Raw genomic sequence first — 23,420 nt, 5'->3', positions numbered from 1 at the left:
CATGAATCCACAAATACTATTTTATATTTTAATAGCTATCATTCTAATTAAATTTCTATTTGATACCTATATTAATGCTCAAAATTCAAAGCATTTTAATGATCCCATTCCTGAAGAATTAAAAGGAATTTATAACGAACGTGAATATTTAAAATCTCAAAAGTATAAAAAAGAAAATTATCAATTTTCACTAATTTCTAGTCTATTCTCCGTTTTAACTACATTATTGTTTTTTTTTCTAGATGGATTTAAATTTGTTGACGAACTAGCAAGGAGCGTGTCTAACAATACCATAGTAATTACCTTAGTTTTTTTTGGAATTATTTTTTTTGCAAGTGACATTTTAGCGATTCCTTTTTCATATTACAAAACATTTGTAATTGAAGATAAATTTGGATTTAATAAAACTTCAATTAAAACATTTGTATTCGATAAATTTAAAGGATGGTTTATGCTGTTAATTATTGGAGGAGGATTAATATCTCTTATTACTTGGTTTTATGAACTAACAACTACAAATTTTTGGATTTATACTTGGGGTGTAATTACAATTTTTACCATTTTTATAAATTTATTTTATTCCAAATTAGTAGTTCCTATTTTTAATAAACAAAAACCTCTTGAAGAAGGAGAATTAAAAAATGCTATTGAAAATTTTGCAAAAAAAATAGGATTCAAATTAGATAATATTTTTGTGATAGATGGTTCAAAACGCTCAACAAAAGCAAATGCCTATTTTTCGGGATTTGGTTCACAAAAACGAATTACATTATTTGACACTCTTATAAATGATTTAGACACAAACGAGATTGTTGCCGTTTTAGCTCACGAAGTAGGACATTACAAAAGAAAACACATTATATACAACCTAATTTTATCAATTAGTATAACAGGTTTAACTCTATATATTTTATCTCTATTAGTTGGTAATTTAACCCTATCTCAAGCATTGAATGTTCAAACTCCAAGTTTTCATATTGGATTAATAGCTTTTGTAATTTTATACAGCCCTATCTCTGAAATAGCTAATTTACTTATGAATGCTTTATCTAGAAAATTTGAATATCAAGCTGATAATTATGCAAAAGAAAATTTCAATCCAGAATATTTAATTTCATCGTTAAAAAAAATATCGAAAAACAGTCTAAGTAATTTAACTCCTAGCAATTTGTATGTAAAAATTCATTATTCTCACCCAACGTTACTACAACGAATTTTAAACTTAAAAAAATAAACTTTTCTATTTGAAAGTCAATTTTAAAATACTATTTTTAAACTATGGCATATAACTTAAGTTCAGAAGAAGAAAATAAGGAAATAGCGAGGAGATATAAAGATTTGCTAAAAGGAGCTTATCAAACTTTTACTAGTGCTGATAAAAAAGAGATCCGTAAAGCATTTGATATTTCTCTTGAAGCTCACAGTAACCAACGCAGAAAAACTGGTGAGCCTTATATATTTCACCCTATTGCTGTAGCCAAAATTGTTGCATACGAAATTGGTTTAGACACTACTTCAATTATTGCCGCATTATTACATGATGTTGTTGAAGATACTGAATATACCATTGAGGATATTGAACGTTTATTTGGTGAAAATGTTGCAAGAATTGTAAATGGATTAACCAAAATTTCTCACTTAAAGAAAGATAAAAACTCATCTATTCAAGCTGAGAATTTTAGGAAAATGCTATTGACTTTAAGTGATGATGTACGTGTTATTTTAATAAAAATTGCAGACAGGTTACACAATATGCAAACTATGGATGCAATGCCTGCTGATAAACAAATAAAAATAGCTTCAGAAACCCTGTATATTTACGCTCCTCTTGCGCATAGACTTGGGCTTTACAACATTAAATCTGAACTTGAAAACCTTGGACTAAAATATACTGAACCTGAAGTTTATAATGATATTGCCGAAAAAATTACACAAAGTACTGAAGAACAAAATAAGTACATTGAATCTTTTTCAAATATTATTAAAGAATCATTAGACAAAGAAGGCTTTAAATATTATATAAAAGGTAGAAGAAAGTCCATTTACTCTATTCGAAAAAAAATGCTTACGCAAGGAGTTACTTATGATGAAATTTACGACAAATTTGCGATTAGAATAATTTATCAATCAACATTAAAGAATGAAAAATTTGATGCTTGGAAAATTTATTCTATTGTAACCGATAATTTCATTCCTAACCCTAGTAGGTTAAGAGATTGGATTAGCCAGCCCAAGTCTACTGGTTATGAATCACTCCATATTACTGTTATGGGACCAAAAGGAAAATGGGTTGAGGTACAAATTCGATCGGAAAGAATGAATGAAATTGCAGAAAAGGGGTATGCTGCTCATTACAAATATAAAAATCAGAATGAACGGGATAGTGGTTTAGATGATTGGCTAAACAGAATTAAAGAAAGTCTTGAAAATCCTGATGGAAATGCTATTGATTTTGTTGAAGATTTCAAATTAAATTTGTATGCAAAAGAAATTTTTGTTTTTACACCTGATGGAGACTTAAAAGCACTGCCTAAAAATGCAACTGCGTTGGATTTTGCTTTTGCAATTCACACACAAGTTGGAATGCATTGTAGGGGTGCAAAAATTAATGGGAAATTAAAGCCAATTAGTCATCAATTAAAAAGTGGAGACCAAGTTGAAATTATAACATCCAAAAATCAAAAACCAAATATTGGTTGGTTAGATTTTGTTGTTACAGCTAGGGCTAGAACTCGTATAAAAAATATATTAAAAGAAGATCAGAAGAAAATTGCTGAAGAAGGTAAAGAAGTTTTAACTCGAAAACTTCGACATTTAAAAATTAAACTATCCGAAAAAGTTATAAACGAATTAGTAAGCTATTTTAAATTAAAAACAAGCTTAGATTTATTTTATAGAATGGGTAATGGTTCTATTGACAATAATCAACTTAAAGATTTTATTTCCAAACGTAACAATGCTTTTGTTAGTTTCTTTAAAAATAGGATAAAACGTAACCCTAATAAATCTGCAACTATTGATAATGAAGAAATTATTGACAAATATGACTCCTTAGTTTTTGGGAAAGAAGAAGAACAATTAGATTATAAAACATCTCCGTGCTGTAGCCCTATTCCTGGTGATAAAGTATTTGGATTTATTACCATAAACGATGGAATTAAAATACATAAAAAAGATTGTCCAAATGCTATAAGCTTGCAATCTAATTACGCCTATAGAATAATTAAGGCTAAATGGATTGACTCAACCAAACAAGAATTTAAAGCAATTTTGAAAATTTATGGAGCAGATCACGTAGGTATGGTCAACGAAATAACTCAAATTATCTCAAAAAACATGAATGTTAATATTCATGGATTAAATATTTCAGGTCATGATGGTATTTTTGAAGGTGATATAACAGTAAGTGTTCAAAATCAATCTCAACTTCAAAAATTAAGTGATAGCATAAAGAAAATTGAAGGAATTGATACTGTTAAAAGAATTTATAAACATTAATTTTATTCACAATTAAAGTTAATAAATATACAAGTGACATTTACTATATTAAAAAATAAAAATTAACTTTGCTACAATAGACTGGCAACTCAAATATTATTTTTATGAGTATTGAAAATCAAAAAATTGTTAAAAATGTTTTTATTAAATTTTTAGAAGAAAACAGCCATAGAAAAACTCCTGAAAGATTTGCTATTCTACAAGAAATTTATGATTTAGATCATCACTTTGATATAGAATCTCTTTATATTCAAATGAAAAATAAAAATTATAGAGTAAGTAGAGCAACACTATACAATACCATAGAATTACTTCTAGATTCTGGACTCGTTAGAAAACATCAATTTGGACAAAACCAAGCACATTATGAAAAATCGTACTTCGATAAACAACATGACCATATTATTTTAACAGATACACACGAAGTGCTGGAATTTTGTGATCCTAGAATTCAAATAATTAAAAAAACAATAGAAGAAACTTTTAATATTGATATTCACAACCATTCCCTTTATTTCTACGGAACAAAAAAAACAAAAAACAACTAACACATTAAGTAAAATGAATGTAAACTTATTATTAGGACTACAATGGGGAGATGAAGGAAAGGGTAAAATTGTTGATGTTCTTACCTCTAATTATGATATTATTGCTAGATTTCAAGGCGGTCCAAATGCCGGACACACCTTAATATTTAACGGTCATAAACATGTTTTACACACTATTCCTTCAGGTATTTTTCATAAAAATGCGATAAATATTGTTGGTAATGGTGTTGTAATTGATCCTGTTATTTTCAAAAAAGAATTAGACAATCTATCTTCATTTAAGCTAGATTTTAAAAATAAATTACTCATATCTAGAAAAGCACATTTAATTTTACCAACACACCGCCTACTCGATGCAGCTAGTGAAACTGCTAAGGGTAAAGCAAAAATTGGATCTACTTTAAAAGGTATTGGTCCAACATATATGGACAAAACTGGTAGAAATGGCATAAGAGTTGGTGACCTAGAATTGGATAATTGGAAAGAAAAATACCAATTATTAGCAAAGAAACATCTTAAAATGTTAAATTTCTTTGATGTTGATATTCAATATGATTTAAATGAACTTGAAACTGAATTCTTTGAAGCAATAAAAGTTTTAAAACAATTAACTTTTATTGATAGTGAGGAATATCTAAATAATGCTATAAGAAATAAAAAAACTATATTAGCTGAAGGTGCTCAAGGCTCACTTTTAGATATTGATTTTGGTACTTACCCTTTTGTAACATCTTCAACCACAACTGCTGCAGGTGCCTGTACAGGTTTAGGTGTTGCCCCTAATAAAATTGGTGAAGTATTTGGTATTTTTAAAGCTTATGTTACACGTGTAGGCTCTGGTCCTTTCCCTACAGAATTATTTGATGAAGATGGAAAAAACATGGCAAAAATTGGTCATGAATTTGGTGCTACAACAGGTCGCCCTCGTAGGTGTGGCTGGCTAGATTTGGTTGCTTTAAAATATGCCGTTGAAATTAATGGCGTTACTCAATTAATGATGATGAAAGGAGATGTGCTCTCTGGCTTTGAAAAGCTAAAAATTTGTACTTCATATAACTACAAGGGAAACAACATTAAGCACTTTCCTTACAATATTGAAAAACATAATGTAACTCCAATATACAAAGAATTTAAAGGATGGAAAGAGGATATAACATCTATGACTACTGCTAATACCCTACCAAAAGAATTGATTGAATATATTCAATTTATAGAAGATTTTGTAAAAGTTCCTGTTAAAATTGTTTCTGTTGGCCCTGACAGAAAACAAACGATTATAAGATAAACAATAAGATGGCAAAGCGTCATTATAAATAAGATGAAACAATATTACTGTAGTTAAACAGTTTTTTTTATCTTTTCCTCACTTTATAATGACGTTTTTTTTAACTCACTTTTATAACTTCCCTTATTACTTTTTCATTAGTTTTGTAACAAATAAAAAAAAGTTTGAAAAAATTACTACATATATTTTTTATACTATCTAGTATTATTGCATATTCCCAGTCAAAAAAAATTAAAATTATACATGCTGATAATACATTTGTTAAACCTGAATTTCCTGGAGCTACAATATCGTTAGGGAACGTTTTTATTGAACATGAAGGCGCAACATTGCGCTGTGATAAAGCTTACATTTATCAAGAACAAAAATTAATAAAAGCAATGGGGAATGTAATCATCAATCAAGGTGATACTATAATTCAATATAGTAAATACACTGATTATGATGGTAATAAAAAAATAGCGACCTCTTGGGGAAATGTATTTTTAAAAGATGAATTTATGGAGTTAAGAACTGATACGCTAAGGTTTGATAGAATTCTCCAACATTTATTTTATAAAAGTGGAGGCACAATTAAAGATACCACCAACGTTTTAACAAGTAAAATTGGTAATTATTATTTGAAAACTAATAAATTTCAGGCTTTTACTGATGTTGATGTTGTTAATAAGGATAGTAAACTAGTCTCAAATCATTTAGATTATTATACCGATACAGGTATTGCCGAACTGTATGGCCCATCAACCATTACAAGTGAAGAAAACTCTATTTATACTGAAAGAGGGCATCATAATTCAAAAACAAACATTTCCTATTTTTTAAAAAAATCAAAGATTTTTTATGGAGATAGAACAATCAAAGGAGATAGCTTATACTACGATAAAAATATTGATTTTGCTTCTGCAACAGGAAACATAAAAGTTGTTGATACTGTAAACAATACCGTAATTAAAGGAGGTTACGCTGAGATTTTCAAACTAAAAGATTCTCTATTCATAACAAAAAGAGCTGTGGCAATTTCTAAAATGGAAAAAGATTCACTTTATATTCATGGAGATACAATTATGGTTACAGGCAAAGTTAATGACCGTATTATAAGAACTTTTAATCGTGTTAAATTTTTTAAATCAGATTTGCAAGGGAAATGTGACTCTCTGGTTTCAAATGAAAAATTAGGAATTACTAAATTATTTAAAAATCCTATTTTATGGGCTGAAGGTAATCAAATAACAGGCGATACTATTTATTTAATCTCGAACTTAAAAACTGAGAAACTTGACTCTTTAAAAATTTTAAACAATGCATTTATGATTAAAAAAGATTCTAGCGGCTTTAGTCAATTAAAGGGTAAATATATGTATGGTAAATTTAAAAACAACGATTTGAAATCCTTAAAAGTTATTGGAAATAGTGAATCTATTTTATTTCTAAGAGATGAAAATCAAAAACTTATAGGTATTGACAAGAAAAAATGTAGCAAAAATATTTTTATAGGATTAGAAAATAACGAATTTAGTTTTATTGAATACTACGACATGATTGAAGGTAAAACGTATCCTCCTTCTGAATTTGAAAAATTAAATCCCAATGAAAAATTATTTAAAGGATTTAAGTGGAGAGAAGATGAGCAACCTTTAACAAAAGAAGACATTTTTATTCATAAAATAATAACAACTAAAAAGAAAGATTTAGAAAAAAATTGAAAGAAGATTTCTTTAAATATCAAGCACAAACTTCCAATCATCCATTGGCCATTGAAATATCCCATGCCAATGAAAGCTTTATATATGATACTAATGGCAAATCATATTTAGATTTTATAGCTGGTGTTTCAGCAAATACATTAGGGCACAACCATCCTAAAATAATACAAGCAATAAAAGAGCAAGTTGAAAAATATACACATGTTATGGTGTATGGAGAGTTTATTCAACAGCCACAAGTTAATCTTGCAAAGTTACTCGCTAAAAATTTACCTAAACCATTAGAAACAGTATACCTTACTAATTCTGGGACAGAAGCAACTGAAGGTGCCTTAAAGCTAGCTAAAAGATATACTGGTAGAAGTGAAATAATAGCTGCTAAAAACTCATATCATGGCAATACCCAAGGCGCTATGAGTGTTTGCGGATTTGAATTACAAAATAGTGCATTTAGACCTTTAATACCAGGCATTAAATTTATTGAATTTAATAACGTAATTGATATTCAGAAAATAACTTCTAAAACTGCTGCTGTAATTTTGGAAACCATTCAAGGTGGTGCAGGTTTTATTGAACCTAAAAATAATTATTTAAAAAAAGTAAAGGAAAAATGTGATGAGGTTGGTGCCTTACTTATTTTAGATGAAATACAAACTGGAATTGGAAGAACCGGTAAATTATTTGGCTTTGAGAATTACAATGTTATCCCCCATATTATTGTTGCGGGAAAAGGCTTGGGAGGAGGAATGCCAATTGGTGCTTTTATATCTTCAAACAAAATTATGAGTTGCCTAAAAACACATCCAAAACTAGGTCATATTACTACTTTTGGTGGTCACCCTGTAATTGCATCAGCAGCTAATGCAACATTAATTGAATTACTTAATTCAAATCTTATTAAAGAAACTCTTCATAAAGAAAAATTAATTCGGAAATTATTAATACATCCTTTAATAACAGAAATTAGAGGTAAAGGTTTAATGTTGGCTATAATTGTTAAGACCGAGGAAATTGCCTCAAAAGTAATTTTAAATAGCCTTGAAAAAGGATTGTTATTGTTTTGGCTATTGTTTGAAGGAAAAGCTATTAGAATAACACCTCCCCTAACAATATCTAATGATGAAATAACCAAAGGTTGTACTATAATCCTTGAGACTTTAAATGAACTTTTGGTTAAATCTTAGCATCTATTTCAATACATGAAAAATCTCTCCCTTCTTTAATTATAAAAAGTTTAGTTAAATAAATATTAATATAGTACCTTGTTATACATAATAGCGTAACAAAATAAATTGTTAAGCGTCATACATGTAAAACTAACATATTTAAATACTATTTATTATGACTATTTTAAATTTAAACTTACCGCAACAAAACAGAAAAAAAATATCTTTTATTAACTTTACAAATACCAAAAGATTACAATGGAATAAATTTAGGAGATATGGTTATTAACAAGTATTTAAATTAAACATTTGATTTATAAAAAATAGAACTCTAACCTATAGGTATAAAGTAATTAAAATCAATAGGTTTTATTTTGATAATAAATCGTCTAATAAATTCCTTACTTTACTACTATTCCAATCGGCAGCACCAGTTTTGGAAATCAAAATAGCACCGTTTTTATTAACTAAATAAGTTGCCGGAATACTATTCGTTTTTAAAAATATCTCTGGAGGTGTGCTTATTGAGTTATAAGCAGGTAAATTAAACGCTCTCTTATTAAAAAAAGTTTCAACTGTTTTCCAATCCTCATTTGTTACAAATATAAAGGTAACCTTATCTTTATAATCATTATATAACTTTTGAATCATTGGCATTTCAGCCCTACAAGGAGGACACCATGTTGCCCAAAAATTAACAAAAATAATTTTCCCTTTAAATGCGCTTAAATTAATATCTTTTGTATTTAGACCCCTCAAATTCCAGTCGTAAGATTTAACAAATTCAGCTTTTTTGTTATTTTTAATGGTAGGGGCAAAAGCAAGTTGCCTCATACCCCACTCTCGCGTTGGAGGATACAATAATAATACAACCGCAATACCAAAAATAATATTAGATATCGTTTTTTTATTTAATAATTTGTTCATACATAAACATTTAGCATTCTAAAAAAAAATAAATTTATTTTGTATGCAAAAATAACTAAATTAAATAATTTACACGTTATTAATGACTTAATAAAAAATATTGAATATATTTGATACTAAATATACATTTTCACATACTAATATGTAATAAATGATACATTACTACCCGTCAAATGTTAAATTTTTGTTATATATTGGCGAATTAATTAACATAAATCAAAATACATGAAACAAAAAAGACAATTTATTTTAGCGATTTTATCGCTTTTTACGATGGCAATTTATGCGCAATCGTATCAAGTTACAGGAACGGTTACTGACTCCAATAGTCAGCCATTACCAGGGGTTACTGTTACTATTGAAGGAACATCAAGGGGAACTACTACTGATTTTGATGGAAAATTCTCTATTAAAGTTGAGTCCAGTGAAAATCTTATTTTTTCATACGTTGGATTTAATGAAAAGAAATTACAAATGGATGGAACTAGAACATTTAACGTTGTCTTAGTTTCTGGAGTTTCTTTGAATGAAGTTGTTGTTGTTGGATCTAGAAATCCAAACAGAACAGCTGTAGATACTGCAGTACCAGTTGATGTTATTGATGTGACAGAGCTTCTTACAGCTGGACCACAAATTAATTTAAATCAAATTTTAAATTATGTGGCCCCTTCATTTACATCAAACACACAAACTATTTCTGATGGTACTGACCATATTGATCCTGCTTCTTTGAGAGGTTTAGGTCCAGATCAAGTATTAGTTTTAATTAACGGTAAAAGAAGGCATACTTCTTCATTAGTTAATGTAAATGGAACATTCGGTCGTGGTAGTGTTGGTACAGATTTAAATGCTATACCAGCTGCTTCAATTGAACGTATTGAAGTTTTACGTGATGGTGCAGCAGCACAATATGGTTCTGATGCCATTGCTGGTGTAATTAATATTGTATTAAAAAGAAGTACCAATGAATTAACTGTAAATGTTACTAATGGTGCCTATTTTTCAAAAAATTCAAATGATCAAACTGGAGGTAGCGATGGTAACACAACAAACATAAGTGCTAACTATGGTTTACAACTAGGAGACAAAGGTGGATTTATTAACTTTACTGGTGATTTTGATGTTAGAGATGAATACAGTAGAATGAAAGAATTTGAAGGTGGAATTTTCAACCTTTATAATACTGTTGAAAGAGTTGCAGACAATGCTGGATACGATATTACTAATTTATTAGATGATGACGTTTCTGACGTAATTCAATATGGTAATGCTGCAGGATTAGGCCTACCTCTTAATGCTACAAAAGCTGACCTACAAAGTATATTATCTGCTGATAATACTACTGCAGAATTAACTGCACGTGGATTAACCAGAAGTGATTTTAATATGAGAGTTGGTCAATCTGCTTTACGTGGTGGTCGTTTCTTTGCAAACTTCTCATTACCTCTAAATGATGATGGTACTGAACTTTACTCTTTTGCTGGAGTTAGTTCTAGAGTTGGTAATTCTGCAGGTTTTTACAGACTTCCTAGTCAAAATAGAACATATACACCTGCTTATATCAATGGTTTTTTACCTGAAATTAATTCAGCAATTACTGATAAATCTTTTTCTGTTGGAATAAAGGGTAAAGTTTCTGATTGGGATGTAGATTTTAGTAATACTTACGGTAAAAACGAATTCTTGTATACTATAGGAAATACATTTAATGCTTCTATGCAAAGTGCATCTCCAACAACTTTTGATGCTGGTGGATTCTCATTTGCCCAAAACACTACAAATTTAGATATTAGTAAATTTTATGAAGATACAATGTCTGGTTTTAACGTAGCTTTTGGAGCAGAGTATAGAGTTGAAACTTATGAAATATACGCTGGTGAGTTGGGTTCTTATGCTCAATATACAGCTGATGGACAGGTAATTACTTTACCTTCACAAAATCCTTCAGTAGATTTCTTTGATAGAGCTAGACCAGGTGGATCTCAAGTATTCCCAGGATTTAGCCCTGCTAATGAGTTATCTCGTGGTAGAAGTAGTGTTGCTGGTTATTTAGATATGGAAGCTGATGTTACTGAAAACTTTTTAGTAAGTTTAGCTACTAGATATGAAGACTATTCTGATTTTGGTTCTACATTAAACTTTAAAGTAGCAACTAGAATTAAAGCTACTGAAAACACAAATATTAGAGCTGCATTTAACACTGGTTTTAGAGCTCCTTCATTACACCAATTAAACTTTAACTCTACTTCAACAATTTTTGATCAAAATGGTGATCCAATTGAAGTTGGAACATTTGCTAATGACAGTAGAGCTGCAAAATTATTAGGTATTCCTCAATTAAAAGAAGAAACTTCTAGATCTTTAAGTTTAGGATTTACATCTAAATTACCTGACGCAAATTTAACATTTACTGTTGATGGTTACTGGATTGGTATTGATGATAGAGTTGTATACACGGGTAGATTTACTGGCCCTGGAACAGGTACTGAGTTAGATAACTTATTAGCACAAGCAAATGCTGGAGCCGCTGCATTCTTTGCAAACGCAATAGATACTGAATCAAAAGGTTTAGATGTTGTAATTACTCATGATGCAATGTTGGGTGGTAGTACTAAATTAAAAACAGACTTGGCTGCTACTTTCTCTAACACAAAACGTGTTGGTAATGTAAAAGCATCTGATGTTTTAATAGCTGCAGGTAAAGTTGATACTTATTTTGATGAGGCAAGTAGAGTTTACTTAGAAGAAGCTGTACCTCGTACAAAAATTAATTTATCACATAGTTTAACAACAGATAAATATAATATTTTCTTAAGAAATGTTTATTTCGGTGAAGTAACTGAAGCAACAAATAATGTTCTTAGACAACAAGTGTTTGGAACTAAAGTGGTTACAGATTTATCTTTTGGTTACAAAGCAACAGAAGTTTTAACTATTACTGTTGGTGCTAACAACTTGTTTGATATTTATCCAGATAGAGCTGCTTTAGCATTCTCTGATGGAGGAACAAATAGAAGTAGTGGTAGATTTGATTGGTCAAGAAGAGCACAACAATTTGGTATTGGTGGACGTTTCCTTTTTGCAAGATTAAATTTTGTACTAAAATAAAAATATCTAAAAAAGATAATTTTAAAACCCGAAAAGAATTAATTCTTTTCGGGTTTTCTTTTGTGAATATTATTTAAAATAAAAAATGGTGTGATATTTATCATATCAGGTAATGGAAATATTAGCGAATTTTGTAGTAATTAATTTAACAACTATAATTAGAATTTTTAAAAATCTAATTATTAAATATGCATAAAATGAAAATTATTTCAGCTACATTATTTCTAATACTTTTAATTGCACAAACAAATGCACAAAACACGCTAGCTTCAATAGATGATAATGTGGAATTTAAGACTTCTGAATTAAATTTAGTTTCAACAAAAATAAATTCCCAACCTCAGTTTCCAGGTGGCCATGAAGAATTAGCTAAATATTTAAGTAAAAATATTAGATATCCAAGAAATTCAGAAAATTCAAGTTCTAGAGGGAAAGTTATTGTTTGCTTTAAAATTGAAAAAAATGGAAGAATTTCTAATGTAGCAATTGTTAAAGGTGTTAACAAAATTCTAAATAAAGAAGCTAAAAGAGTTGTTATTAATATGCCTAATTGGAAACCTGCTTTAAAAAATGGTAAGGCTACAAGCACTTTACTTAATTTACCTATTCTATTTTTTAGAAACTAACCGTTTATAATTTACTGTATATCTTTAAAAATCTAAATTAATGAGTTTTTAAAATAAAAAAAGAGGAGTAAAAAACCCCTCTTTAAAGTTATTCTATTTTTATAATTTCACTTTATTTTTTTTAATCGTTTTGCTTTTTAATCAAATTTAATGCAGAACCTTCTTTATACCACTCTATTTGCCCCGCATTGTAAGTGTGATTTAACTTAATAATATCTTTACTTCCATCAGTGTGTATAATTTCTAAAGTCAATTGTTTACCTGGTGCAAATTCATTTAAATCTAAAAAGTTAAAAGTGTCATCTTCTTGAATTAAATCATAATCCAATTCATTTGCAAATGTTAATCCTAACATCCCTTGCTTCTTTAAATTGGTTTCATGAATACGCGCAAATGATTTTACAATAACTGCAGCAACACCTAAATGACGAGGCTCCATAGCAGCATGCTCTCGAGAAGATCCTTCACCATAATTGTGATCCCCAACTACAATAGATTTAATTCCTGCTGCTTTATATGCTCTAGCAACATCAGGTACTGGTCCATACTCCCCAGTTAACTGATTCTTAACTTTGTTAGTTTCTTTATTAAAAGCATTTATTGCTCCAATAAGCATATTATTTGAAATATTATCTAAATGTCCTCTATATCTCAACCAAGGTCCAGCCATAGAAATATGATCTGTAGTACATTTGCCATAGGCTTTTATCAGCAACTTAGCACCTTTAATATCATTTCCTAACGGTGTAAATGGAGTTAACAACTGTAAACGTTTAGAATCAGGAGCTACATTAATATCAATCTTTGAACCGTCTTCTATTGGAGGTACATATCCTGGATCATCTACTTCAAAACCTTTTGGAGGCAATTCAAAACCTGTTGGTTCATCTAATAAAACTTCTTCTCCATTTTGATTGATTAATGTATCAGTGATTGGATTGAAATCTAATCGCCCAGAGATTGCAACTGCTGCCACCATTGATGGAGAAGCTACAAAAGCATGTGTATTTGGGTTTCCATCTGCTCTTTTAGAAAAATTACGATTAAAAGAGTGAACTATGGTATTTTTTTCTTGCTTATCAGCCCCTTCTCTAGCCCATTGCCCAATACAAGGTCCACAAGCATTGGTGAAAATTTTCGCATCTAAATCTTCAAATATTTTTAATAATCCATCACGTTCAGCTGTATATCTAACTTGTTCTGAACCTGGATTTATGCCAAACTCAGCTTTTGCAACTAATTTTTTATCAATAGCTTGCTTAGCAATTGAGGCCGCTCGTGATAAATCTTCATAAGAAGAGTTAGTACAAGAACCTATCAATCCCCACTCTACTTTTAATGGCCATCCATTTTTAGTCGCTTTTTCAGTCATTTCACCAACTTCCGTCGTTAAATCTGGTGTAAAAGGGCCATTTAAATGAGGTTTTAAATCTGTTAAATTAATTTCAATTACTTGATCAAAATACTGCTCTGGGTTTTCATAAACTTCTTCATCACCTGTTAAATATGAAGCAATTTTATTTGCTTCATCAGCAACTTCATTTCGGTTTGTAGCTCTTAAATAACGTTCCATTGATTCATCATAACCAAAAGTTGAAGTAGTTGCTCCTATTTCAGCTCCCATGTTACAAATAGTACCTTTACCTGTTGCAGATATAGATTTTGCCCCCTCTCCAAAGTATTCGACAATGCATCCTGTACCTCCTTTAGTAGTTAAAATACCTGCTACTTTTAGAATTACATCTTTTGGAGCACTCCAGCCTGATAATTTTCCTGTTAATTTTACGCCTATCATTTTTGGAAATTTTAATTCCCAAGGCATCCCAGCCATTACATCTACAGCATCAGCACCTCCAACACCAATAGCAACCATTCCTAAACCGCCAGCATTTACTGTATGAGAATCTGTACCAATCATCATTCCTCCAGGAAATGCATAATTTTCTAGTACAACTTGATGTATAATTCCTGCTCCTGGTTTCCAAAACCCAATACCGTATTTATTTGATACAGAAGCTAAAAAGTTAAATACTTCACTACTATTATTTAGTGCAGTTTGTAAATCTTTATCTGCTCCTATTTTTGCCTGAATTAAATGGTCACAATGTACGGTTGTAGGTACTGCAACTTTATTTTTTCCTGCTTGCATAAACTGCAACAAAGCCATTTGTGCAGTTGCATCTTGACAAGCAATTCTATCTGGAGCAAAATTAACATAATCTTTACCTCTTTTAAAGGCACTATTTGCATTACCTTCCCAAAGGTGATTGTATAATATTTTTTCAGCTAATGTTAAGGGTTTATTAACTACTTTTCTTGCAGAATCAACTCTTTCAGCCATGCGATTATACACACCTTTAATCATTTCAATATCAAAAGCCATATCTATTTTTATTTAATTATTTTATTACGCGAAGTTACAAAAAATGATGTTTTAAATTATAAAATTATCAATACCTATCATATTTTTATAGATATAAATATAAATAAGAGCTATTTTTTTGAAAAATACAAATTAACAAGGGTAAATTACCCTGTTTTTTAAGAATTTAATAAAATTAAGTAGGTCTATAAGCCGGATTTTGTACTTAAAAAGTTCTTATCATTTATCTAGGCTATAAATTACTTTATAGCTCAAGCTGCCTACCCCTTGAAATAGAGCGAGTAACCCTAAAATTTCAATATACGTAGCATTTCACCGCATAGAGTTTACCTGGTTTCACTACAGCCGAACTGTACTTGCTTTCTGTTGCACTTGTCCTCAACTCACGTTGGACGGATGTTATCCGCTACACTACTCTTTGGTGTCCGGACTTTCCTCTCCATTAGAATGGAGCGATAAGACGACCTACTTAATTTTGCAAAAGTACGTTAAAAATAGATTAAAAAAAACCCACTCACAGTATGAGTGGGAAAATTGCTATGAAAAAGAAAAAGTGTTATTAGATATTTCACTAATAAACTTTGTCAAATATATTTATTTTTTTTAAAATAAATAATTTTTTTTGTTTTTTTTTACGAAAACATATCTTTTACTTTTTCAAAAAAAGATTTATCAAATTTTGAAGGGTTTGGTTCAAAATTTTCATCATTTTTCATTTTTTCAAAAAACATTTTTTGTTCTTTTGTAAGGTTTTGAGGAGTCCAAACATTTGTATGTATTAACAAGTCTCCTGTACCGTAATGGTCTATACTTGGTAAACCTTTACCTCTTAACCTCAGTATTTTTCCAGACTGAGTTCCTGGCTCTATTTTTATTTTTACTTTTCCTGAAACTGTATCAATATGTTTACTTGTACCTAAAACAGCTTCAGATAAATTAATATACAAATCGAAATGTAAATTTGTTCCCTCTCGTTTTAAAGTATCATGCTTAATTTCTTCAATAACCACTATTAAATCACCATCAATTGAATTATTTCCAGGTGCTGCATTTCCCTTGCCATTTACTTTTAGCTGCACACCTTCAGTAACACCTGGTGGTATTTTTATAGAAACGGTTTCTTCTTTAAATTCTAATCCATTACTATCTGCTCCTTTTGGCTTTGAATCTAAAATTTCTCCTGCTCCCTGACATGTAGGACAGGTAGTTGCAGTTTGCATACGACCCAAAATAGTGTTTGTAACACGCATTACTTGACCGGCACCGTTACAACTTGAACATGTTTTGAATGTTACTCCTGAAGCTTTTACTTTTCTGCGAACTTTTACTTTTTTCTCAACACCTTTTGCAATTTCTTCTAAAGTTAACTTTACTCTAATTCTTAAATTACTTCCTTTTACTCTTGCTCTACCTCTTGAATGTCCTCCAAAACCGCTACCTCCAAATGCTCCACCAAAAATATCTCCAAACTGACTAAAGATATCTTCCATATTCATTCCTCCACCAAAACCACCGGCTCCAGCTCCTCCATTTTCAAAAGCCGCATGACCAAAGCGATCATATTTAGCTCTTTTGTTTTCATCACTTAAAACTTCATAAGCCTCGGCTGCTTGTTTAAATTTTTCTTCGGCTTCTTTATCTCCTGGATTTTTATCTGGATGATATTTTATTGCCTTTTTTCTATAAGCTTTCTTTATTTCTGCTTGTGTTGCAGTTTTTGTAATACGTAAAACTTCGTAATAATCTATCTTCATACTTACTTTAATTATTGACCTACTATTACCTTTGGATATCTAATTACTTTATCTCCTAGTTTGTAGCCTTGTTCTATTACATCAATTATTTTTCCTTTTAAATCTTCTGAAGGTGCAGGTAGTTGAGTAATTGCTTCATGGAGTTCTACATCAAAAACATCTCCTTTTTTTACTTGAATAGGACTTAGTCCTTTTTGAAGGAGAAGATTAAAAAGTTTATTATTAATTAGCTCCATTCCTTTTAAAAGTTCTTTTTCCTTAACTTTTTTAATTTCTGCTAAACCTCTGTCAAAATCATCTAAAATTGGCAAAAGAGCAGCCATCAAATCTTCATTGGCTGTTTTAAACAGTTCTATTCGTTCTTTTGATGTACGTTTTTTATAATTTTCAAATTCAGCAAACAAACGCAAAAACTTATCTTTTTCTTTTGTTATTTCTTCTTTCAGTTGCTCTTCAACACTAATTTCTTGAGTTTCTTGCTCTTTTCTATCTTTGTCTTTATCCTTTAGATTATCTTCCTTTTTACTCATAATTTTTAGCTTAAAAAATTTTATCAATTTTACGTTTGCAAAAACATTGCCATTTTTTAAATTATGCCAATATGACATTTATAAAAAACCCTGCATTGAGCAGGATTTAAATTTTTTATTAAATTCTAGTAATTTTAGCTCCAATAGCTTTTAAACGTCCATCTATATTTTGATATCCTCTATCTATTTGTTCAATATTATGAATAGTACTAGTACCATTAGCAGAGAGAGCCGCAATTAATAAAGAAATACCTGCTCTTATATCTGGAGAAGTCATAGTTGTCGCTTTTAAACTCGACTCATGATTCATACCTATAACTGTTGCTCTATGTGGATCACAAAGTATTACTTTTGCTCCCATATCAATTAATTTATCAACAAAAAAAAGTCGACTTTCAAACATTTTTTGATGAATCAGTACGCTTCCTTTCGCTTGCGTTGCAACAACTAATACTATACTTAACAAATCAGGCGTGAAACCTGGCCAAGGAGCATCAGAAATTGTTAAAATAGATCCATCTATAAAATTTTGAATTTCATAATTTTGTTGTTCAGGTATAAAAATATCATCTCCTTTTCGTTCTAATTTAATTCCCAATTTTTGAAAAACTCTTGGTATTAAACCCAAATCTTTCCAACTAACATCTTTTATGGTAATAGAAGATTTTGTCATTGCTGCCATACCTATCAAACTCCCAATTTCAATCATATCAGGAAGAATTCTATGGGTACAACCAGTTAATTTTTCAACACCTTTAATTGTAAGTAAATTAGACCCTACTCCATCAATTTTAGCGCCCATACTATTCAACATTTTGCATAATTGTTGTAAATATGGTTCACATGCGGCATTGTATATTGTGGTTACACCTTCAGCCATTACTGCTGCCATAACAATATTCGCTGTTCCTGTGACTGAAGCTTCATCCAACAACATATCTGTTCCTGTTAACTTTACTGCCTCAACACCATAAAACTGTTCATTTTTATTATACCTAAATGTAGCTCCTAATTTAATAAATCCTTCAAAATGGGTATCTAACCTTCTTCTTCCTATTTTGTCACCTCCTGGTCTAGGAATATATCCTTTTCCAAAACGAGCTAAAAGAGGACCAACAATCATAATAGAACCTCTCAATGAGCTTCCTTCTTTCTTGAATTTTTCAGATTCTAAATAATTTAAATCTAATGTATCTGCCTGAAAAGTGTAGGTATTATCACTAGTTTTATTCACTTTAACACCTAATTCACTTAAAATATAAATTAATTTATTTACATCTCTAATGTTTGGTATGTTGCTTATTGTAATTTTATCTGCTGTTAATAAAACTGCACATATAACTTGTAAAGCCTCATTTTTAGCACCTTGAGGAGTAATATTACCACTTAATTTATGACCTCCTTCTATTTTAAATGTAGCCATTTTTAGTTGAAATTAATTTAGTCTCACTTTTTTTTTAATCGTTGTTTAGTTGAATGCTTATTGGATTGTTTATTGGATTGTTTATTTGTTGGTTTCCTTTTTCTAAGTAGATCTTTAACATCTGATAAAGTTTCATTCTTATCAGTTAAATCTATTTTACCTTTTGATAATTCAACTAGATGCTTAAAAATTACTTGATCATCAACGGTATCTTTATTCCAATTCAAATAACATTTTTTCATATGATTTGCAATGGTAAAATACAATGCATCACGAGCTTCTCCTTCTTCCCAAGTCAAAGCTGTGTCTATCATAGTTTGAATATTATTCCCATAAAAACGGTATTTAAATGCGTATTTAGGATAATCTAATTTCTCAGGTTTTGCCTGTAAAACTTCTTTTTTAAGTTTTTCGTATGGGGAATCAACATCCAATTTAAAATCAGACATTATAAATAACTGATCCCAAAGTTTACTTTTAAAATCAGGAACATCTCTTAGATGTGGTTGTAAATTACCCATAACATCAACAATAGCTTTTGCCATTTTATTTCGTTCTTCAACATCTTCTAATGCTATGCAATAATCTACTAATTTTTGTATGTGACGACCGTATTCTGGTATAATTAAATGAGGTCTTTCTGAATTGTATTCTAAATCAAATTCCATGTATTTATTCTTCTATTTTTAGAAATTGCAAATTACAATATAAATATTGTTTTCACTACTATTTTAGCTAATAATTCTAAGTTTCGCAAACTGCAATAGCAGCTTTTTAACCCCAACTGAAGCAAATCTTATTTCAGCTTTTTTATTAGCTCCAGAGCCTTCTAAACTAAGTACTTCTCCTTTACCAAACTTTGAATGTTCAACTATATTGCTTACAGCTATTTTACTGTCAAACAAATTTGAAGCGTTTGGTGTTGACTTTGACACCTTTTTTAAATTTTTAGGAGGATTGAATTCTGTTTTTTGTTGTTTTATTACTTTTTTTGGTGGTCGTTGAATTGGTTTTTTAAAACGAATTTTATGTTGAGGTACGCTACCAAAAATATCTTCATTTATGAATTTATTTTGGGAAAAAGAAGGTTTCTTAACTGTTAAATATTCTAAATATTTTTCATCAATTTCTTCTAAAAATCTACTTGGTTCACAATCTACCAATTTACCCCAACGATAACGCGTTTGAGCATACGTTAAATATGCCTGTTTTTCTGCTCTTGTTAATGCTACGTAGAATAAACGGCGTTCTTCTTCCAACTCACTTCGAGTATTCATACTCATTGCTGAAGGGAATAAATTTTCTTCCAAACCAACAATGTACACATATGGATATTCTAAACCTTTCGCTAAGTGAATAGTCATTAATGAAACTCTTGGAATATCATCTTTCTTTTCACTATCAAAATCAGTAGCTAAAGCAACATCTTCTAAGAAAAAAGCTAAAGAATCTTCTTCTTCATTTTCTTTTTGAACATCTACAAAATCTTTAAGTCCGTTTAATAATTCTTGTATATTCTCAACTTTACTTACACCTTCTGGTGTACCATCACTTTCTAAATCTTTTATTAGTCTTGTTTGTTTTATTACAAATTCAGCTACTTCAAAAGCATTTTTAGTTTGTGCTTCAATTTGAAAATGTTGCATCATTGTAACAAAGTTTATCAACTTTGTTTTTGTACCTGCATTTATATTAATATCTAACTGATTTAACGTTAAAAGTAGTTCGAAAATTGACTTTTTATAATGGTTGGCAGCAACTGTTAATTTATCTATTGTTGTTGCTCCAATACCGCGTGCAGGATAATTAATAACTCTTTTTAACGCTTCCTCATCATTTGGGTTTATCAACAGACGCAAATACGCTAGTGTGTCTTTAATTTCTTTACGCTGATAAAAAGACAAGCCTCCGTATATTTTATATTTAATATCTTTTTTTCGAAGAGCGTCTTCAATAGCACGTGATTGCGCATTTGTACGATATAAAATAGCAAATTCTGAATTTTTAAGCTGCAAATTTAATTTATTATCAAAAATTGAATTTGCAATAAAACGTCCTTCTTCAGCTTCTGTAAAAGTTCGCATTACTTTTATTTTAGTGCCTTCATTATTAGCTGTCCAAATTTGCTTATCTAATTTTGTTCTATTTCTTTGAATAATGCTGTTTGATGCGTCAACAATATTTCTTGAAGAACGATAATTTTGTTCCAATTTAAAAATACTCACTTTCTCATAGTCACGCTGAAAATTCAATATGTTTTGAATATTTGCCCCACGAAATGAATAAATACTTTGAGAATCATCTCCTACAACACAAATATTTTGAAACCTATCGGCCAAAGCCCTAACAATTAAATATTGTGAGTGATTTGTATCTTGATATTCATCAACCAAAATGTACTTAAACCGTTGTTGGTATTTTGCTAAAACCTCCGGAAAACGGGTTAATAGTTCATTGGTTCTAAGTAATAAATCATCAAAGTCCATGGCACCTGATTTAAAACAACGATTTACATATTGTTGATAAATTTCTCCAATTTTTGGACGTTGTGCTATTTTATCAGCCTCCAATAAATCTGGATTACTATAATATGATTTTACCGTAATTAGGCTATTTTTAAAGGACGAGATACGACTTAGAACTTGTTTTGGTTTGTACCTATCTTTATCCAATTGCATTTCTTTAATAATAGAAGAAATCAACCTAACAGCATCTTGTGTATCGTAAATTGTAAAATTTGATGGAAACCCTAAATGATGACCTTCTGAACGTAAAATTCGTGCAAAAACTGAATGAAAAGTACCCATCCATAAATTTTTAGCTTCAGAATCACCAACAACATCGGCAATACGACTTTTCATTTCACGTGCTGCTTTATTGGTAAATGTCAATGCTAAAATATTAAATGCATCAATATTATTATGCATTAAATTGGCTATTCTATAGGTTAAAACACGTGTTTTACCCGAACCAGCTCCAGCAATAATAATCATTGGTCCCTCTTTGTGTAAGACAGCCTCTCTTTGCGATTCATTAAGATTTTCTAAGTAATTATTCACAGGAATTCTTTGATTTTCAAAAGTACCATTCCAAATTTAGTTTAGCAATAAAAGTTATTGACAAAGTTTATTTAAATATTATTCCTGATTTCTAAACCTATTTACAAAAAGCATTAACAGTCCTATTACCATTGCAGCACTAAAAATTAGCAGTAATAAATTGTAGTTTACTATTGGTGAAAGTCCTTTAAATAATAAATACCCTTGTAAAAACAAGATAACTTCTGTGGTAAAAACTCCAATTAAAAAAATAATTATTCCAATTTTTGAAATGTTATTTTTTAACATAACAATTTTTAGCTTATCTAAAATTAAGAAGAGTAAAACACTCATAAAAGCCAAGGTAAACAAATGTAAATAGCCAATGATAAAAAAAGGTTTTAAAGCCAATGATTTTTTAACAATATAAGGAAATGCTGATGCTATTTGAATACAAATTTTCAAACTATAAGCAATCAATGCGAAATTTAGTAATAATTTAGAAATTGAATTCCATTTTAATTGTGGTATTGCTTGTCTTACTATTTTTATCAAAAAAAATAAAGAAAATAACTGTAAAATTGAAGCTGCAAAACCTATTATATAATACACTGAAGATACACCACTCCATAAAATGGATAATGCATAAGCTGGAATACAAGCTACATTTAAATATATAAAGAAGTTTTCTTGTAATTTTTTAGAAATTGTAATTTTTTGTTTTTCAAATATTTTGAATAAAAACCCGAAGAGTACAAAAACAAAATAACCATTATACAAAAAATGTAAATAAAAATAAATGGTGTTGTGATACAAATCTGTTTTTCCCTGTGTAACTACAACACCTGCTAAAAACCAAGTTGCCAAACTTGATAATATGTAATAATAAATACCATATTTTATTAATTTAACAGCTACACTATTTCCTTTTATATCTTTTAACAATCTATAGGAGAGCACATAACTAGCCAATCCAAATACAGAAAGTAACACAATTGAAAATAACTTATAACCTCCTAAAGGAAAGCTAATTAACATTAAAGAAATAGCTACTACTATAATTAAAATTACTGTTTTATAAATCTTCTTTTGTTTAGCATTGACTGCTACAAAATTAGAGAGAAGAACTCCAATAGTTGCTAAATAACCCCACCCTAAAAATGCTACGTGAGAATGACTTTGTAAAAAATGATGATAGTTTACAAACGGTAATGAAAAAGTAAAATTCCATCTTAACAACAATCCGTAAATTGCTGATAACATAAATAATGACAATGCCAATAAGGACAAAAGTTTACTATCTTTTTTAAACAACATTTATATAGTTTTGGACTACAAATAAACAAGAATTTTATGTATTATCTTAAATTTAAACATAAAAAAACAACCATTTATAATTTTTTAAACAGTTGTTTTTTAATACTAATTTAT

Annotated in this window: 16 protein-coding genes and 1 other RNA gene; 8 read left to right on the top strand and 9 right to left on the bottom strand. The window is 29.7% G+C overall.

The features are described from left to right. Position 1: 1 nt before the first annotated feature. The 6 genes from Lupro_RS01575 (at position 2) to Lupro_RS01550 (ending at position 8,218) form a co-directional block, all read left to right on the top strand. Positions 2–1,234 (top strand): M48 family metallopeptidase, encoded by a 1,233-nt coding sequence (locus tag Lupro_RS01575; protein WP_068205739.1) that lies wholly within the window; start codon positions 2–4, stop codon positions 1,232–1,234. Positions 1,235–1,278: 44 nt separating this feature from the next. Beyond that, entirely contained in the window at positions 1,279–3,498 is a 2,220-nt protein-coding gene (locus tag Lupro_RS01570; RefSeq protein ID WP_068205738.1) for a RelA/SpoT family protein, read from the top strand. Positions 3,499–3,602: 104 nt separating this feature from the next. Continuing rightward, complete coding sequence (locus Lupro_RS01565) at positions 3,603–4,046, top strand: Fur family transcriptional regulator (protein WP_068205737.1); 444 nt, start codon at positions 3,603–3,605, stop codon at positions 4,044–4,046. Between the two features lie 13 nt (positions 4,047–4,059). Further along, positions 4,060–5,331, top strand: a complete 1,272-nt coding sequence (locus Lupro_RS01560) for an adenylosuccinate synthase (protein WP_068211329.1) — start codon at positions 4,060–4,062, stop codon at positions 5,329–5,331. 164 nt (positions 5,332–5,495) lie between these two features. Then, positions 5,496–7,034, top strand: a complete 1,539-nt coding sequence (locus Lupro_RS01555) for an OstA-like protein (protein WP_082703836.1) — start codon at positions 5,496–5,498, stop codon at positions 7,032–7,034. Then, positions 7,031–8,218, top strand: a complete 1,188-nt coding sequence (locus Lupro_RS01550; RefSeq protein WP_068205736.1) for an aspartate aminotransferase family protein — start codon at positions 7,031–7,033, stop codon at positions 8,216–8,218. The genes Lupro_RS01555 and Lupro_RS01550 overlap by 4 nt, the downstream gene beginning before the upstream one ends. A gap of 351 nt (positions 8,219–8,569) precedes the next feature. Here Lupro_RS01550 and Lupro_RS01545 read toward each other — a convergent pair whose 3' ends face one another. Continuing rightward, entirely contained in the window at positions 8,570–9,127 is a 558-nt protein-coding gene (locus Lupro_RS01545; RefSeq protein WP_068205735.1) for a TlpA family protein disulfide reductase, read from the bottom strand. Between the two features lie 225 nt (positions 9,128–9,352). Here Lupro_RS01545 and Lupro_RS01540 point away from each other — a divergent pair, with 225 nt between their 5' ends. Continuing rightward, a complete protein-coding gene (locus tag Lupro_RS01540) occupies positions 9,353–12,235 on the top strand; it encodes a TonB-dependent receptor (protein ID WP_068205734.1) in 2,883 nt (960 codons plus the stop codon). Between the two features lie 197 nt (positions 12,236–12,432). Next, entirely contained in the window at positions 12,433–12,861 is a 429-nt protein-coding gene (locus Lupro_RS01535) for an energy transducer TonB (RefSeq protein ID WP_068205733.1), read from the top strand. 121 nt (positions 12,862–12,982) lie between these two features. On the opposite strand, the gene Lupro_RS01530 is transcribed toward Lupro_RS01535, so the two are convergent. The 8 genes from Lupro_RS01530 to Lupro_RS01495 all read right to left on the bottom strand — a co-directional run bounded on the left by Lupro_RS01530 (position 12,983) and on the right by Lupro_RS01495 (position 23,306). Further along, on the bottom strand, positions 12,983–15,244 hold the full coding sequence (locus Lupro_RS01530) for an aconitate hydratase (RefSeq protein ID WP_068205732.1): 2,262 nt from the start codon (positions 15,242–15,244) through the stop codon (positions 12,983–12,985). A 172-nt stretch (positions 15,245–15,416) separates the two neighbouring features. Further along, positions 15,417–15,716, bottom strand: an RNA gene (gene rnpB / locus Lupro_RS01525) — RNase P RNA component class A. 160 nt (positions 15,717–15,876) lie between these two features. Beyond that, positions 15,877–16,998, bottom strand: coding sequence for a molecular chaperone DnaJ (gene dnaJ / locus Lupro_RS01520; protein ID WP_068205731.1), 1,122 nt, complete (start codon positions 16,996–16,998; stop codon positions 15,877–15,879). Positions 16,999–17,009: 11 nt separating this feature from the next. Beyond that, complete coding sequence (locus Lupro_RS01515; RefSeq protein ID WP_068211324.1) at positions 17,010–17,528, bottom strand: nucleotide exchange factor GrpE; 519 nt, start codon at positions 17,526–17,528, stop codon at positions 17,010–17,012. A 118-nt stretch (positions 17,529–17,646) separates the two neighbouring features. Beyond that, entirely contained in the window at positions 17,647–18,951 is a 1,305-nt protein-coding gene (murA, locus tag Lupro_RS01510) for a UDP-N-acetylglucosamine 1-carboxyvinyltransferase (protein WP_068205730.1), read from the bottom strand. Positions 18,952–18,974: 23 nt separating this feature from the next. After that, positions 18,975–19,619: a DUF4290 domain-containing protein gene (locus Lupro_RS01505; protein WP_068205729.1), complete on the bottom strand. Its 645-nt coding sequence runs from the start codon at positions 19,617–19,619 to the stop codon at positions 18,975–18,977. 63 nt (positions 19,620–19,682) lie between these two features. Further along, positions 19,683–22,010, bottom strand: coding sequence for an ATP-dependent helicase (locus Lupro_RS01500; RefSeq protein ID WP_068205728.1), 2,328 nt, complete (start codon positions 22,008–22,010; stop codon positions 19,683–19,685). Between the two features lie 78 nt (positions 22,011–22,088). Further along, on the bottom strand, positions 22,089–23,306 hold the full coding sequence (locus Lupro_RS01495) for a hypothetical protein (RefSeq protein WP_068205727.1): 1,218 nt from the start codon (positions 23,304–23,306) through the stop codon (positions 22,089–22,091). Positions 23,307–23,420 lie beyond the last annotated feature (114 nt).

This window comes from Lutibacter profundi (genome assembly GCF_001543325.1).
Lineage (GTDB): Bacteria > Bacteroidota > Bacteroidia > Flavobacteriales > Flavobacteriaceae > Lutibacter > Lutibacter profundi.
This window is presented reverse-complemented; position numbering and strand designations above follow the sequence as displayed.

What these genes read in the sequence shown, in the direction of transcription:
- Lupro_RS01575 (WP_068205739.1), top strand. Translation starts at nt 2, where the DNA reads ATGAATCCACAAATACTATTTTATATTTTAATAGCTATCATTCTAATT.
- Lupro_RS01570 (WP_068205738.1), top strand. Translation starts at nt 1,279, where the DNA reads ATGGCATATAACTTAAGTTCAGAAGAAGAAAATAAGGAAATAGCGAGG.
- Lupro_RS01565 (WP_068205737.1), top strand. Translation starts at nt 3,603, where the DNA reads ATGAGTATTGAAAATCAAAAAATTGTTAAAAATGTTTTTATTAAATTT.
- Lupro_RS01560 (WP_068211329.1), top strand. Translation starts at nt 4,060, where the DNA reads ATGAATGTAAACTTATTATTAGGACTACAATGGGGAGATGAAGGAAAG.
- Lupro_RS01545 (WP_068205735.1), bottom strand. Translation starts at nt 9,127, where the DNA reads ATGAACAAATTATTAAATAAAAAAACGATATCTAATATTATTTTTGGT.
- Lupro_RS01540 (WP_068205734.1), top strand. Translation starts at nt 9,353, where the DNA reads ATGAAACAAAAAAGACAATTTATTTTAGCGATTTTATCGCTTTTTACG.
- Lupro_RS01535 (WP_068205733.1), top strand. Translation starts at nt 12,433, where the DNA reads ATGAAAATTATTTCAGCTACATTATTTCTAATACTTTTAATTGCACAA.
- Lupro_RS01530 (WP_068205732.1), bottom strand. Translation starts at nt 15,244, where the DNA reads ATGGCTTTTGATATTGAAATGATTAAAGGTGTGTATAATCGCATGGCT.
- dnaJ (WP_068205731.1), bottom strand. Translation starts at nt 16,998, where the DNA reads ATGAAGATAGATTATTACGAAGTTTTACGTATTACAAAAACTGCAACA.
- Lupro_RS01515 (WP_068211324.1), bottom strand. Translation starts at nt 17,528, where the DNA reads ATGAGTAAAAAGGAAGATAATCTAAAGGATAAAGACAAAGATAGAAAA.
- murA (WP_068205730.1), bottom strand. Translation starts at nt 18,951, where the DNA reads ATGGCTACATTTAAAATAGAAGGAGGTCATAAATTAAGTGGTAATATT.
- Lupro_RS01505 (WP_068205729.1), bottom strand. Translation starts at nt 19,619, where the DNA reads ATGGAATTTGATTTAGAATACAATTCAGAAAGACCTCATTTAATTATA.
- Lupro_RS01495 (WP_068205727.1), bottom strand. Translation starts at nt 23,306, where the DNA reads ATGTTGTTTAAAAAAGATAGTAAACTTTTGTCCTTATTGGCATTGTCA.